The 13,793-nt window shown below is 65.4% G+C and carries 14 protein-coding genes; 4 read left to right on the forward strand and 10 right to left on the reverse strand.

Annotated elements, in window-relative coordinates; translation table 11 throughout:
- Positions 1-99 precede the first annotated feature (99 nt).
- Positions 100-1,260, forward strand: coding sequence for a TrmH family RNA methyltransferase (locus U1763_RS17010; protein WP_332756120.1), 1,161 nt, complete (start codon positions 100-102; stop codon positions 1,258-1,260).
- Here the strand turns inward: U1763_RS17010 and U1763_RS17015 are convergent.
- Positions 1,257-1,556: a chorismate mutase gene (locus U1763_RS17015; RefSeq protein WP_332756121.1), complete on the reverse strand. Its 300-nt coding sequence runs from the start codon at positions 1,554-1,556 to the stop codon at positions 1,257-1,259. The genes U1763_RS17010 and U1763_RS17015 overlap by 4 nt on opposite strands.
- 179 nt (positions 1,557-1,735) lie before the next feature.
- Here U1763_RS17015 and rpsD point away from each other — a divergent pair, with 179 nt between their 5' ends.
- The 3 genes from rpsD (at position 1,736) to U1763_RS17030 (ending at position 5,084) form a co-directional block, all read left to right on the forward strand.
- Positions 1,736-2,350, forward strand: coding sequence for a 30S ribosomal protein S4 (rpsD, locus tag U1763_RS17020; protein WP_056053294.1), 615 nt, complete (start codon positions 1,736-1,738; stop codon positions 2,348-2,350).
- 130 nt (positions 2,351-2,480) lie between these two features.
- On the forward strand, positions 2,481-4,112 hold the full coding sequence (locus tag U1763_RS17025) for a M28 family peptidase (RefSeq protein WP_332756122.1): 1,632 nt from the start codon (positions 2,481-2,483) through the stop codon (positions 4,110-4,112).
- Positions 4,113-5,084 carry an agmatine deiminase family protein gene (locus U1763_RS17030; protein WP_332756123.1) on the forward strand — a complete coding sequence of 324 codons (972 nt, stop codon included), beginning with the start codon at positions 4,113-4,115 and terminating at the stop codon, positions 5,082-5,084. It begins immediately after the preceding gene.
- A gap of 161 nt (positions 5,085-5,245) precedes the next feature.
- Here U1763_RS17030 and U1763_RS17035 read toward each other — a convergent pair whose 3' ends face one another.
- The 9 genes from U1763_RS17035 to ctaD form a co-directional block, all read right to left on the reverse strand.
- Positions 5,246-6,115, reverse strand: a complete 870-nt coding sequence (locus tag U1763_RS17035; RefSeq protein ID WP_332756124.1) for a class I SAM-dependent methyltransferase — start codon at positions 6,113-6,115, stop codon at positions 5,246-5,248.
- Positions 6,112-7,512, reverse strand: a complete 1,401-nt coding sequence (thrC, locus tag U1763_RS17040) for a threonine synthase (RefSeq protein ID WP_332756125.1) — start codon at positions 7,510-7,512, stop codon at positions 6,112-6,114. The genes U1763_RS17035 and thrC overlap by 4 nt, the downstream gene beginning before the upstream one ends.
- A 254-nt stretch (positions 7,513-7,766) precedes the next feature.
- Positions 7,767-8,387, reverse strand: a complete 621-nt coding sequence (locus U1763_RS17045; RefSeq protein ID WP_332756126.1) for an SURF1 family cytochrome oxidase biogenesis protein — start codon at positions 8,385-8,387, stop codon at positions 7,767-7,769.
- A complete protein-coding gene (locus U1763_RS17050) occupies positions 8,384-8,767 on the reverse strand; it encodes a DUF983 domain-containing protein (protein ID WP_332756127.1) in 384 nt (127 codons plus the stop codon). The genes U1763_RS17045 and U1763_RS17050 overlap by 4 nt, the downstream gene beginning before the upstream one ends.
- 235 nt (positions 8,768-9,002) lie before the next feature.
- Entirely contained in the window at positions 9,003-9,929 is a 927-nt protein-coding gene (locus U1763_RS17055; protein WP_332756128.1) for a cytochrome c oxidase subunit 3, read from the reverse strand.
- A 30-nt stretch (positions 9,930-9,959) separates the two neighbouring features.
- Positions 9,960-10,511: a cytochrome c oxidase assembly protein gene (locus tag U1763_RS17060; RefSeq protein ID WP_132734637.1), complete on the reverse strand. Its 552-nt coding sequence runs from the start codon at positions 10,509-10,511 to the stop codon at positions 9,960-9,962.
- Complete coding sequence (locus U1763_RS17065; protein ID WP_165911349.1) at positions 10,511-10,648, reverse strand: cytochrome c oxidase system small membrane protein; 138 nt, start codon at positions 10,646-10,648, stop codon at positions 10,511-10,513. The genes U1763_RS17060 and U1763_RS17065 overlap by 1 nt, the downstream gene beginning before the upstream one ends.
- On the reverse strand, positions 10,645-11,544 hold the full coding sequence (locus U1763_RS17070) for a heme o synthase (RefSeq protein ID WP_332756129.1): 900 nt from the start codon (positions 11,542-11,544) through the stop codon (positions 10,645-10,647). The genes U1763_RS17065 and U1763_RS17070 overlap by 4 nt, the downstream gene beginning before the upstream one ends.
- Before the next feature lie 584 nt (positions 11,545-12,128).
- Complete coding sequence (ctaD, locus tag U1763_RS17075; protein ID WP_332756130.1) at positions 12,129-13,793, reverse strand: cytochrome c oxidase subunit I; 1,665 nt, start codon at positions 13,791-13,793, stop codon at positions 12,129-12,131.

The raw sequence follows: 13,793 nt of genomic DNA on the forward strand, positions 1-13,793 counted from the left end.
GTGTACCTTTCGGTAGCAACCCGGCCTCTCCACCCCCGTTCGTCCTGAGCGAAGTCGAAGGACTTGTCCGAACACCACGCCCCCGCGTAAGCCGCGACCATGACATTCTGGGCCTATGTGGTGCGCTGCGCCGACGACAGTTATTACACCGGACACACCGATAACCTGGAACGCAGGATCGGCCAGCACAACCTCGGCGAGATTTCCGGCTACACGCAGACGCGCCGCCCCGTGACCTTGTTGTGGTGCCAGGATTTCGGCAGCCGGCAGGAAGCGCTCGCCGCGGAGTTCCAGGTGAAGGGCTGGTCGCGGCGCAAGAAGGAAGCGCTCGCGCGAGAGGATTGGGCGGATCTGCACGATGCGGCGATCCCCCCGCGGGAGCGTGCCCTTCGACTTCGCTCAGGGCGAACGGAAGAGGGGGGAGGTGTTCCGTCGGAAGAGAGTAAGGGTGTCCCATCGGAAGAGGGGAAGGATGCCGCAATAACCTCTCCCGTTCGTGCGGAGCGAAGTCGAAGCACCTTGGCGGAAGAAACCCCACCCCCCGTCATCGTCCTCGTCCGCCCCCAACTCGGCGAGAACATCGGCAAGGCCGCGCGCGCGATGCTCAACTTCGGCCTAACCGAAATGCGCCTCGTCTCCCCGCGGGACGGCTGGCCCAACCCCTCCGCCGGCCCTGCCGCCAGCGGCGCCGACATCGTCCTCCAGAACGCGAAGGTCTACGACAGCGTCGCGGCCGCTACCGCAGACTGCGCGCAGGTGTTCGCCACCACGGTGCGGAAACGCGGCGTGACCAAGCCGGTCGTCACCCCCGAACAGGCCGCAACCGAGATCCACGCCGCCCCCGGCCGCTCCGCGATCCTGTTCGGGCCAGAACGCTCCGGCCTCGAAACCGACGACGTCGCGGTCGCGCGGACGATCATCACGGTGCCGATCAACCCCGAGTTCGGATCGCTCAACCTCGCCCAGGCGGTGATCCTGGTCGCGTATGAATGGTCGAAGGGGCTGACCGCCGAGCGCGAGCTGTCGCAGCCGTCGATCAACCCGATCATGCCGCCTGCGCCGCAGGAGGAGCTCGACGGGATGATCGGGCAACTCGATGCGATGCTGATGGGGGCGGGGTTCTTCCACCTGCCCGACAAGATGCAGTCGACGCGGCGGACTCTGCGCACGCTGCTGACGAAACCGGGCTGGTCGAGCCAGGAGATTCGGACTCTCCGCGGCGTGTTGTCGTCGCTGGCGGGGAAGCGACCGCGAGCCTAGCGCCGGTCGAAGGCGGCGAGTTCGTAGGCGATCGAGGCTTCGACCAGGCGTTCCCACAAATCCGCGACCACGGCATCCGGAACGCCTAGCCTCACCGCCTCGGCCCGCGCGTTGTCGATCACCTGCGCCTTCCGCGCTTCATCCCGCACGTGCCCGCGCTCGGGCTTGATCCGCGCGGCGGCGTCCATGTACGCGAACCGCTTGGCGAGGAGCGCGACCAAATCGCGGTCGAGCGCGTCGACACCCGCGCGGACCTCGGTCATGGTGGTGCAATCGGGGCCGGAGAGAATGGTCATGCGCCGTCCCTTGCCGAGCCCCACCCGGCCTGTCCAGCTTGACTCTGGCCCGCCCCCCGTCTAGGCGCCCGCCTTCGCAATGGCCCTGCACCCCGGTGAAGCGGTGGCCCTGCCCTGTCCAGTACAGCAAGCAGAGCGATACCGGGACCAACGTTGTTTGCATTTGCAAAGGTTATACTATGTCGAAGCGTCAAAGCGCGAAGTACAAGCTCGATCGCCGTATGGGCGAGAACATCTGGGGTCGTCCCAAGTCGCCCGTCAACAAGCGCGAATACGGCCCGGGCCAGCACGGCCAGCGCCGCAAGGGCAAGGTCAGCGATTTCGGTATCCAGCTGCGCGCCAAGCAGAAGCTCAAGGGCTATTATGGCGACGTGACCGAGAAGCAGTTCCGTGCATGCTACCACGAGGCTGCGCGTCTGAAGGGCGATACCTCGCAGAACCTGATCGGCCTGCTCGAGCAGCGCCTCGACATGATCGTCTACCGCGCCAAGTTCGCGCCGACGATCTTCGCGGCACGCCAGATCGTCTCGCACGGCCACATCCGCGTCAACGGCGTGAAGTGCAACATCGCCTCGCGTCGCTGCTTCGTCGGCGACGAGATCACGCTGGGTTCGAAGGCGCAGGAAATGGCGCTGGTCATGGAAGCACAGAGCCTCGCCGAGCGCGAGATCCCCGACTATGTCGCCACCGACGGCGCGGCTAAGGTTACCTTCACGCGCGTCCCGACGCTCGACGAAGTGCCGTATCCGGTGAAGATGGAACCAAATCTGGTCGTCGAGTTCTACTCGCGCTGATCTTTCGGTACGATCGATACGAGGAAAAGGGCGGTCCTGCGGGGCCGCCCTTTTTCGTTGCTCCTTGTCGCTTCGTGGACATGCGCGCCGGGTTTTGCCAGAACGCGCGCAACCAAATGGGGAAATGACCATGCGCGCTGCCATCCTGTCTCTGTTGCTGCTCGGGACCGCCGCGTCCGCGCAGACTACCCCTGCCATCTCGGTCGAGACGTTGAAGACCGTCACGCAGGTGCTGTCCTCGGACGCCTATGAAGGCCGCGCGCCGACCACGCCTGCGGAGGCGAAGACGGTCGCGTATATCGTCGAGCGGATGAAGGCGGCAGGACTGAAGCCCGGCAACAAGGGGTCGTGGACGCAGGACGTGCCGATGGTGCAGATCACCGCGGGTAACGTGCAGCCGTACAGCTTCACCGGCGGCAAGACTCCGGTAAGTCTCAACTTCCGGACCGACATGGTCGCGGGCACCTACCGCGTCGTACCGAAGGTGTCGGTGGCGAACAGCGACGTGGTGTTCGTCGGCTACGGGATCACCGCGCCCGAAAAGGGCTGGGACGATTACGCTGGCACCGACGTGAAGGGGAAGACGGTGGTCATCCTCATCAACGATGCCGACTGGCAGACGATGTCGCGCGAGGGGCCTTTCGAAGGGCGTGCGATGACGTGGTACGGGCGCTGGCCGTACAAGTTCGAGAATGCGGCGAAGCACGGCGCGGCGGCGGCGATCATCGTCCATGATACCGAGCCGGCGGCGTATCCGTGGGCGGTGGTGCAGTCGTCCTGGACTGGGCCGCAGCTCGAACTGGACGAGAAGGGCGATCATCTCGACCAGTCGCAGATCGTCGGCTGGATGCAGCGCGCGGCGGCGGAGCGCGTGTTCGCGAGCGCGGGCAAGGATTATGCGACGCTCGCCGCGGCGGCCAAGGTGAAGGGGTTCAAGGCGGTTCCGCTCGGACTGAAGTTCGCCGGCGGGTTCGACAACACGATCAAGCGGCAGGCGTCGAAGAACGTCATCGGCGTGCTGCCGGGTACTGCCGCCCCGAATGATTACGTGCTGTACTCGGCGCATTGGGATCATCTCGGGCGCTGCGATCCGGTCGATGGCGACGACATCTGCAACGGCGCGTCGGACAATGCGAGCGGCGTCGCCGGGCTGATCGCGCTGGCCGAGGCGCAGGCCAAGGCGGGGCCGGCCAAGCGCTCGATCGCGTTCCTGGCGGTGACGGCGGAGGAGTCCGGGCTGCTCGGGTCGCGCTATTATGCCGAGCATCCGATCTATCCGCTCGCGCATACCGTCGGCGGCGTGAACATGGACGTGCTGAACGTCGACGGCCGGGCGAAGGATTTCGTGCTGACCGGCGCGGGGAAGTCGGAGATCGAGGATCTGGTGAAGCCGTTCGTCGCTGCCGAGGGCCGTGTGATCGGCGTCGAGGCGAATCCTGAACGCGGCGGTTACTACCGGTCGGATCACTTCAGTTTCGCCAAGCTGGGCGTGCCGATGCTCGATGGCGGCAGCGGCGAGGACCTGATCGTCGGTGGTACCGCGGCGGGCCATGCCGCGCGCGAGGATTATGTCGCGCACCGGTATCACAAGCCCGCGGACGAATATGACGCGAAGTGGGACTGGTCGGGTGCGGTCGAGGATCTGACGATCTATTACGGATTGGGGCGGAAGCTCGCGGACGATACCAGTCTGTGGCCGAACTGGTATAAGACCGCCGAATTCCGCGGCATCCGTGACCGCGATCGCGCAGGAGCCAAGTAAGTGACCACGACCGTCTCGACACCCGCCGAATGGGCGCACCACAAGGCCGTCTGGATCGGCTTTCCGAGCCATGCGGACCTGTGGTTGGAGGATCTGGAGCCCGCGCGGGACGAGGTCGTCGCGTTTGCCAAGGCAGTGCATGCCGGCGGCAAGGGCGAGACGGTGATTCTGGTAGCCGCCGATGTCGGGTCGGCGACCACCGCCAAAAAGCTGGCGCCGTTCGCGGACGTGGTGGTCGAGCCGTTCGGCGATATCTGGCTGCGCGATACCGCGCCGATCATCGTCGGCGACGGCAGCGCGCGGGACTTCCGGTTCAACGGCTGGGGTGGGAAGTACGACTTGCCCGGCGATGATACGATCGGCCAGCGGCTGGCGGAAAGCCGGCACAAGCGGGTCGAGGCGTGCGACTGGGTTCTCGAGGGCGGCGCGATCGATGGCGATGGTACCGGGACGGTCGTCACGACGCAGCAGTGCCTGCTCAACCGCAATCGCAATCCGTCGCTGACGAAGGCGGAGATCGAGGCGCGGCTGGCGTCCGATCTCGGCTACACCCGCGTGGTGTGGCTGGGCGACGGGCTGGTCAACGATCATACCGACGGCCATGTCGACAACCTCGCGCGGTTCGTCGGCGAGGGCCGCGTGGCGATCCCCAAGGCGACCGACAACGATCCGAACTGGCAGGTGTACCAGAACGCCGCGCGCGATGCCGCCGCGGCCGGGCTGGAGGTCGTGACGATCCCGTCGCCGGGCCGCGTGCTGCGTGACGAGGAGGTCGTGCCGGCGAGCTACATGAACTTCTACATCGGCAATGCCGCGGTGGTGGTGCCGTTGTATGGCGCGGAGAACGACCAAGCGGCGGTGGTGGCGATCCAGGCGCTGTTCCCGGATCGCGAAGTGGTCGGGCAACGTGCGGATCATATCCTGACGGGTGGCGGGAGCTTTCACTGCATCTCGCAGCAGATTCCGGGGTAATTCCGCCGATTGTGACGGGCGATAACCTCTGAACTAACCACCACCCCGGCGGAGGCCGGGGTCCAATTGGGGGACGTAGCCAACGAAGGATTGCCCTTCGTTACTCCAACCTTTCCAATTGGGCCCCGGCCTTCGCCGGGGTGGTAGCCAAGAGGCCTAGTTCAGCAGCTCCAGCGGGCCCAAATTGCTGTGGGGAGTGTCAGGCCGCGCGCTTCTTCGCGGACGCCGAGTTCGCCGACTTCGACTTTGCCCGGCAGGTTCGCAAATACCTGGTTCAGCAACTCCCCTATCGCGAGCGCAGACATCCGCACCGCGTAGACCGTCAGGAACAGGAAGCGCGAGTTCTCGTCGAGCAGCTTGCGACAGTCGGCGATAAGCTTCGGCAGGTCTTCCTCCAGCCGCCACACTTCACCCTCCGGCCCACGCCCGTATTTCGGCGGATCGAGCAAAATCCCGTCATACCGCCGCCCACGGCGCACCTCGCGCGCAACGAACTTCGCGGCATCATCGGTCATCCAGCGGATCGGCGCGTCGGCCATGCCCGAGAGTTTGGCATTGGCCTTGGCCGCCTCGACGGACTTTTTCGACGCGTCCACGTGGACCATGCGGACACCCTTGGTCGCCATCGCCAGCGTGCCGACGCCGGTATAGCCGAACAGGTTCATGCATTCGGGGCTCTCGAGGCCCGCCACGCGCTCGCGCATCCAGCTCCACACGGGCGCCATGTCGGGGAAGAAACCGAGGTGGCGGAACGGCGTGGTCTGCGCGGTGTACGACACCTCGTTCCACCTGAGCGTCCAGCCTTCGCGCGGCACGGGCTCGGAAAATTCCCAGCGGCCTCCGCCATCTTCGTCCGAACCGGGGACGAATTCGCCCTGCGCCTGCCAGTCGGTCGAGGCAGGCGCCCACATCGCCTGGGGTTCGGGGCGGATAAAGCGGAAGCGGCCATAGCGCTCGAGCTTCTTGCCGTGGCCGGAGTCGATCAGGCCGTAATCCGTCCAGGGTTCGCCGACGAGGGTTTCTAGCTTCATGCTGACGGCTTCGCGCGCTCGGTGATGTAGGCGGTAGTTGCTTCGAACGTCGCTGGCAGCGTGGCGTAGCGCTCCTCGCGGTCGAAGAGGTCGCCGACGCGGGCGGGGAGCGAGGGTCGGACCCCGGTCGCGCGCTCGACCGCGTCGCCGAACTTAGCCGGATGTGCGGTGGCCAAAGTCACAATTGGCACGCCGGCGGGGACCTCGGTGCGCAGGGCTGCGGCGAGGCCGATCGCGGTGTGCGGGTCGATCACTTGGCCGGCGTGCTCGTGTGCCCAGCGCATCGCCAGTGTCATGTCGTCGAGGTCGATGCGCTCGCTCTGGAAAAGGGCCGAGGCGCCTTCCGACTGCGCATTGGTGAGACGCATCGCGCCCGAGGATTCGAAGCCGGCCATCTGTGCGGCGAGCGCTGCGCCATCGCGGTCGCCGAGGTCGAACAACAGGCGTTCGAAGTTGGAACTGACCTGGATGTCCATCGACGGGGTCGGGGTCTGCTGCACCCCGCCCTTCGAGTAATCGCCGGTGCTGAGCGCGCGGTGGAGGATGTCGTTGACGTTGGTCGCGACCACCAGCTTGGCCACCGGCAGCCCCATCTTCGCCGCGACGTAGCCCGCGAACACGTCGCCGAAATTGCCGGTCGGTACCGCGAACGCGACTTCGCGATCGGGCGCGCCGAGGCGGACGGCGGCGTAGAAGAAGTAGACGACCTGCGCCATCAGCCGGGCCCAGTTGATCGAGTTCACCGCCGACAGCGCGAACTTGGTCGAGAAGGCGCGATCGTTGAACATCGCCTTCACGAGCGCCTGCGCGTCGTCGAAGCTGCCTTCGATCGCGATGTTGTAGACGTTGGGGCTGAGCACCGTGGTCATCTGGCGGCGCTGCACCTCGGAGATTCGGCCGACCGGGTGAAGCATGAAGATGTCGATCCCCTCGCGCCCCGCGACCGCGTCGATCGCCGCCGAGCCGGTGTCGCCGCTGGTCGCGCCGACGATCGTCAGGCGCTTGTCCGTGCCGGCGAGGAAGCGTTCGAAGAACAGGCCGAGCAGCTGGAGCGCGACGTCCTTGAACGCGAGCGTCGGGCCGTGGAACAGTTCCAGCAGCCACTGGTCGTGGTCGAGCTGTACGAGTGGTGTCACGGCTGCGTGCGAGAAGCGGCCATAGGCCTGTTCGCAGAGTGCCTTCAGTTCCTCGCGCGTCATCGCGCCGCCGACGAACGGAGCCATCACGGCGACCGCGGTGTCGACATAGGACAGCCCGGCGAGCGCGGCGATCTCGTCGCGGGTCATCGTCGGCCACGCCTCGGGGAGGTAGAGGCCGCCATCGGAGGCGAGGCCGGCGAGCGTCGCCGCTTCGAAATCGAGGATCGGCGCCGAGCCGCGGGTGCTTATGTAACGCATGGTCAAGCCGGTTAGCGGTTGGGGGGAGAGGGGACAAGCTTTCGGGCGAGTACGGTGGGCGATCCCGTCAGTTCCCGGTTCCCGGTCCCCAGTCCCCGGTTCCTAGTCGCCAATCCCAGTCCCGTACCTCAGCCGGCAGTCCGTTGCCCCTAGCCCCACTCCGTCACCCCAGCGAAAGCTGGGGTATCCCACGAGGCAGATGACGCGTGCCACACGGGGATATCCCAGCTTTCGCTGGGATGACGGTGTTTGGTTTATCGTGCGTCTGAGACCGGTCGTGGCCGGCGGCGGAGCGCGAGGGTGTAGATGATCGCGGCGATGGCGGCGAAGAAGAACCACTGGCCTGCATAGGCGAGGTGGTTGTTCGGGACCGACGCGATGTCGGGCTTGCCGTTGGGGTTGAGCCCCGCCTGCGGCGTGTCAGAGACCAGCATCAGGCGTTGCGGCGTGTGATCGAACAGTGATCCGATCAGCGAACGGCCGTCGGGTGCGTGGCTGATAAAGCCGGAGACTTCGCCGCCAGCCCAGTTCACCTTGGCCATCGGATTGCGGGTGGTGCCGAGTTGGACGATCATGCCGGGGCCCTCCGCGCCGGTCCGGCACTCGGCGATCGCGCGGAAGCCCGACTTGCCGGCGCCGGCGAGTTTGATCTCGGTCGGCTGGAGGCAGAGGCCGGAGGCGCGGCGGAAGAGGAGCGTCTCGTCGGGGAAGCGCGGGAAGGCCATGGGCGGCTTGGCAGGGTTGGCGGCGAGCTGGGCGAGGAACGCTTCCTTTTTCGGGAGGCGGTCGAGGAGTTGCCACAGACCGAGGCCGATCATCGCCGCAATTGCGAGCGTGACGAGGATGGTGGGGATGATCGGGATGCGTCTCGTCACGGGTCGATTCGGCCTTCGCGGGCTGCGTTGCGGTATTCGGCGGACATGAGGGCGCCCTTTGCCGCTCTTAGGGACAACACGACTCCGCCGGCGGTAAAGGGGATCCAGATCAGCATGTGCAGCCAGAGCGGAGGGTGGACCTTGAGTTCGAGCGTGATTGCGAGGGCCACGACGACGGCGCCGAGAATCAGCGTCAGGAACGCGGCGGGGCCGTCGCCGACGTTGAACTTGCTGAAGTCGAGCCCGCAATTCGGGCAGCGGTCGGCGAAGTTGGACCATTTCGCGAAGAGCGTGGGCTTGCCGCAGCGAGGGCACAAGCCTTTGAGCGCGACCTGGGCGATCGTGGGGGCGTTGGCGAGCGGGTATGGATCGTCGGTCATGCGGTCAGCGCTCCCCATCCTTGTTTCGCCACGAAGGCAGGGATCCAGACTGGGCTCCCGCCTTCGCGGGAGAACAAGGGGAGGGAGTAGGCCTGGATCAGTGCCGTGCCATTCGCCACCACCCCGGCGGAGGCCGGGGCCCAATTGGGGGACGTTGCCAACGGAGGACCGCGCTTCGTTACCGCAACCTCACCAATTGGGCCCCGGCCTTCGCCGGGGTGGTAATTAGTAACCCTCAACCCCCGTGGACGGGTGCGCCCCAGCCGCCCCAGACGTAGACGGTGACGAACAGAAACAACCACACGACGTCGACGAAGTGCCAGTACCAGGCCGCCGCTTCGAAGCCGAAGTGCTGGCGCGGGGTGAAGTCGCCCTTGTACGCGCGGACGAGGCAGACGATCAGGAAGATCGTGCCGATCAGGACGTGGAAGCCGTGGAAGCCGGTCGCCATGAAGAACGACGCGCCGTAGTTGATGCCCTTGAACGGGAACGGCGCGTGGGCATATTCGTACGCCTGGATCGAGCTGAACAGTACGCCGAGGATCACGGTCAGCCACAGGCCCTTGAGCACGCCGTCGCGGTTGCCGACGCCGATTAGGCCCCATGCACCGGTCTTCTCGCCGCCGCGCTGGTTGTGGATCAGCGCGTGGTGCGCCCAGGTCACCGTCGTGCCCGAGGTCAGCAGGATCAGCGTGTTGAGCAGCGGCAGTTCGAACGGGTTGATGACCGTCAGGCCCTTTGGCGGCCACTGTGCGACGATCGCCGCGCCGCCTTCGACCGCCCGCGTGACGGTGCCGTCGGCAAACGTCATCGCGGTCGGGAACAGCGAGAAGTCGAAGAACGCCCAGAACCAGCCGACGAAGAACATCACTTCGGAGGCGATGAACAGGATCATCCCGTAGCGGAAATGAAGCTGCACGACGGGGGTATGGTCGCCCGCGTGCGCTTCCTTGATGACCTGCGCCCACCAGCTGTAGAAGGTGAAAAGCAGCCCGGTCAGGCCGATGAAGAAGATCCAGCCGCCGCCATTGGGCTTGTCGATATGGCCGCCGTGCATCCACATGATGCCGCCGACCGCCATGATCAGCGCCGAAAACGATCCGACCAGCGGCCAGATGCTCGGCGGCAGGATGTGGTAATCATGGTTCTTGGCGCCGGCCATCGGTACTCCCCTATTTTCTTTGGCGTCGTTCTAGCTGGCTGTTTTCGCAGAATCCACCGGGTAAAACGTATAGCTGAGCGTGATCGTCTGGATATCGGCCGCGTCGGGGTCCGTCAGGATCTTCGGATCGACGAAGAAGATCACCGGCATCCGCGCGGTCTCGCCGGGTTTCAGCGTCTGCTGCGTGAAGCAGAAGCACTGGATCTTGGTGAAATACTTGCCGGCCTGCGCGGGCTGGACGTTGAACGTCGCGGTGCCGGTGAGCGGCTTGTTCGACGTGTTGGTCGCGGTGAAGAACGCCATGTCGCGCGCGCCGACGTCGATCGTGTCCGAACGATTCTCGGGCACGAACTTCCACGGGAGTTTCGGGCTGACGTTGGTGTCGAAGTCGACCGTGATCTTGTGATCGACCGCGCCGGGGGCGACGAGCCCGCGCTGGGTCGTCCCGTTGAGCCCGGTGACCGAGCAGAACAGCCGATAGAGCGGGACGCTGGCCCAGGCGAGGCCGGTCATGAAACAGATGAAGAGCACCGCGAGCGCCGCAGTACGGTTGGTGCGCGACATAGCCTTCCAGCCGGCCATCAGTGCGGCATGCCGGCGCGGATCTTGGCGATCGAGATCGCGAAGACGAGGATTACGAATGCGCCCAGCAGGATAGCCATTACGCGCGCGCGACCGCGTTGACGGCTGCGGATCAGGTCGGGATCGGGCAGGCTCATGCGAACCACCGGTCGACGACCAGCGCGCCGAACATCACGAACAGGTACAGGATCGAGTATTTGAACAAGGCCTTCTCCGGTTTCATCGCATCGTCGGCATGCGTGGTGCGCTTGGCGACGCGGACGGCTAGCAACGCGAACCAGCCGGTGAGCAGGACCGCCGCAATGCCGTAGATCGCACCCGTTAGGCCGAGCGGCCAAGGCAGGATCGCAACCGCCGCCATCGGGATCGTGTAGAGCCCGATCTGCGTCCGCGTGGTGCGCTCGCCCGAGACGACGGGGAGCATCGGCACGCCCGCGGCGGCGTAATCGCTCTTCATGAACAGCGCGAGCGCCCAGAAATGCGGCGGCGTCCAGAGGAATACGAACAGGAACAGCAGGACGGGGAGCAACGCGACATCACCGCTCGCCGCGGCCCAGCCGATCAGCGGCGGGAACGCGCCCGCGGCACCACCGATCACGATGTTCTGCGGCGTGCGGCGCTTCAGCCAGACGGTGTAGACCAGCACGTAGAACAGGATCGAAACCGTGAGGATCGCGGCCGCGACGAGGTTGACCGCGATGCCCATGAACAGGACTGAGAACGCGCCGAGCCCGACGCCGAAATGGAGTGCCGCCTGACGGTCCATCCGGCCATCGGGCAGCGGGCGCTTCTGCGTGCGGCGCATGACCGCGTCGATGTCCGACTCGTACCATTGGTTCAGTGCTCCCGCAGCGCCCGCGCCGAGCGCGATGCAGAGGATCGCGGTGAAGCCGATCACAGGGTGCACGCCGACGGGGGCTGCGAGCATGCCGCAGAGCCCGGTGAAGACGACGAGCGTCATCACGCGCGGCTTGGTCAGCGCCAGGAAATCGCGCCAATGCGCCGGTGGCAGGAGGGGAGTTGCGGGAGTCATGGTTCGGGTACGCTATACGCGTTGAAAGGCTTGGGGGAAAGCGGCGTGGCTTGGTGGCGCGAGGAGCGGCCGCTTTCTACGACCGTCACCCCAGCGAAAGCTGGGGTCTCCCGCGTTGTGCGTGACGGGAATCTCAAGATGAGACCCCAGCTTTCGCTCGGGTGACGGGATCAAGGCAGGGGTGCTGGCTTTTTCGCGCGCTAGCTCATGAGCTCGCTCGCTGCTTTTTAACCCGATAGCCCACTAGCACGACCCTGCCAGATCGGCGAGCGGTCGACCCATTCCCACCGTCATCCTGACGAAAGTCAGGACCCAGAGCCATGGAGGGAGACGCTTTTGACCCTGGGTCCTGACTTTCGTCAGAATGACGTGGCGCGGCGGGGGAGCGTTCGAGTGTCGACGCCAGCGGGTACTGCCTTATCCAACGAGAAACGCCCCGGGTTTCCCCGAGGCGTTCTCTTGCTTGGCTGGCCCGACACGGGAGTTAATCCCGTGTCGTCGGACGCGGCATTGCCGCGCCGGCCGGTCGGATGCGTGCGGCTGGGCCGCACCGGCGCGTAGCTGTCGCTACGCTGCCTCGCATCCTAATCGATCCGCGGCAGCGTCTCGAACTGATGGTACGGCGGCGGCGAGGAGATCGTCCACTCCAGCGTCGTCGCGCCGTCGCCCCAGGGGTTGTCGCCCGCCTTCTTGCCGGCCGCCAGCGACCAGATCAGGTTGACGAAGAACACCACCATGCCCGCGGCCATGATCATGTAGCCGACCGACGCCACCGTGTTCCAATGCTCGTACTCCGGCGTGTAGTCCGGGATGCGGCGCGGCATGCCCTGGAGACCCAGGAAGTGCATCGGGAAGAACATCACGTTCACGCCGACAAAGAACACCCAGAAGTGCAGCTGGCCGAGGAACTCGTTGTACATCTTGCCGGTCATCTTCGGGAACCAGTAATAGAACCCGGCGAACAGCGAGAAGACCGCACCCAGCGACAGCACGTAGTGGAAATGCGCCACCACATAGTAGGTGTCCTGCATATAGTCGTCGATGCCGCCGTTCGCGAGCACGACGCCGGTCACGCCGCCGACGGTGAACATGAAGATGAAGCCGATCGACCACACCATCGGCGTCTTGAAGGTGAGCGAGCCGCCCCACATCGTCGCGATCCACGAGAATATCTTGATGCCGGTCGGGACCGCGATGACCATCGTCGCCGCGGTGAAGTACATCTTGGTGTTCACGCTGAGGCCGGTGGTGAACATGTGGTGCGCCCACACGACGAACCCGACCACGCCGATCGCGACCATCGCATACGCCATGCCGAGATAGCCGAAGACCGGCTTGCGGCTGAACGTCGAGATGATCTGGCTGACGATGCCGAAGCCCGGCAGGATCATGATGTAGACTTCGGGATGGCCGAAGAACCAGAACAGATGCTGATACAGGACGGGATCACCGCCGCCGGCCGGATCGAAGAAGGTCGTGCCGAAGTTGCGATCGGTCAGCAGCATCGTGATCGCAGCGGCGAGCACCGGCAGCGCCAGCAGCAGCAGGAACGCGGTGACGAGCATCGACCACACAAACAGCGGCATCTTGTGCAGCGTCATGCCCGGCGCGCGCATGTTGAAGATCGTCGTGATGAAGTTGATCGCGCCGAGGATCGACGACGCACCCGCGAGATGGAGCGCGAGGATCGCCATGTCGGTCGACGGCCCGGGCTCGCCGTAGGTCGAGAGCGGCGCGTAGAGCGTCCAGCCGTTACCCGCACCACCGAAGAACGGCGAGGCCAGCAACAGCGTGAAGGCGGGGATCAGCAGCCAGAACGACACGTTGTTCATGCGTGGGAACGCCATATCGGGCGCACCGATCATGATCGGCACGAACCAGTTGCCGAAGCCGCCGACCATCGCCGGCATGACCATGAAGAACACCATGATCAGGCCGTGCGCGGTGATCAGCACGTTCCAGAGATGGAGCGATTCGTCGAGGCTGGCGGGGCCGCCATGGAGCATGCTCGCCCAGCCCTGGAGATACTGGATGCCGGGATGCGCGAGTTCGGCGCGCATGAGCCCCGATACCGAGCCGCCGATGATCCCCGCGACGATCGCGAAGATCAGGTACAGCGTGCCGATGTCCTTGTGGTTGGTCGACATGAACCAACGCGCGAAGAAGCCCGGCTTGTGATCGGTATCGTGATGATGGTCGTGCGCTTCGTGGGACACGAAGGCCGACGGGGTGAGAGCGGTGTCGGTCAT

This window comes from Sphingomonas sorbitolis (assembly GCF_036663875.1).
GTDB lineage: Bacteria > Pseudomonadota > Alphaproteobacteria > Sphingomonadales > Sphingomonadaceae > Sphingomonas.

Excerpts from the sequence above, each read along its gene's own strand:
- U1763_RS17010 (WP_332756120.1), top strand. The coding sequence starts at position 100 with ATGACATTCTGGGCCTATGTGGTGCGCTGCGCCGACGACAGTTATTAC.
- U1763_RS17015 (WP_332756121.1), bottom strand. The coding sequence starts at position 1,556 with ATGACCATTCTCTCCGGCCCCGATTGCACCACCATGACCGAGGTCCGC.
- rpsD (WP_056053294.1), top strand. The coding sequence starts at position 1,736 with ATGTCGAAGCGTCAAAGCGCGAAGTACAAGCTCGATCGCCGTATGGGC.
- U1763_RS17025 (WP_332756122.1), top strand. The coding sequence starts at position 2,481 with ATGCGCGCTGCCATCCTGTCTCTGTTGCTGCTCGGGACCGCCGCGTCC.
- U1763_RS17035 (WP_332756124.1), bottom strand. The coding sequence starts at position 6,115 with ATGAAGCTAGAAACCCTCGTCGGCGAACCCTGGACGGATTACGGCCTG.
- thrC (WP_332756125.1), bottom strand. The coding sequence starts at position 7,512 with ATGCGTTACATAAGCACCCGCGGCTCGGCGCCGATCCTCGATTTCGAA.
- U1763_RS17050 (WP_332756127.1), bottom strand. The coding sequence starts at position 8,767 with ATGACCGACGATCCATACCCGCTCGCCAACGCCCCCACGATCGCCCAG.
- U1763_RS17055 (WP_332756128.1), bottom strand. The coding sequence starts at position 9,929 with ATGGCCGGCGCCAAGAACCATGATTACCACATCCTGCCGCCGAGCATC.
- U1763_RS17060 (WP_132734637.1), bottom strand. The coding sequence starts at position 10,511 with ATGGCCGGCTGGAAGGCTATGTCGCGCACCAACCGTACTGCGGCGCTC.
- U1763_RS17065 (WP_165911349.1), bottom strand. The coding sequence starts at position 10,648 with ATGAGCCTGCCCGATCCCGACCTGATCCGCAGCCGTCAACGCGGTCGC.
- U1763_RS17070 (WP_332756129.1), bottom strand. The coding sequence starts at position 11,544 with ATGACTCCCGCAACTCCCCTCCTGCCACCGGCGCATTGGCGCGATTTC.
- ctaD (WP_332756130.1), bottom strand. The coding sequence starts at position 13,793 with ATGACCGACACCGCTCTCACCCCGTCGGCCTTCGTGTCCCACGAAGCG.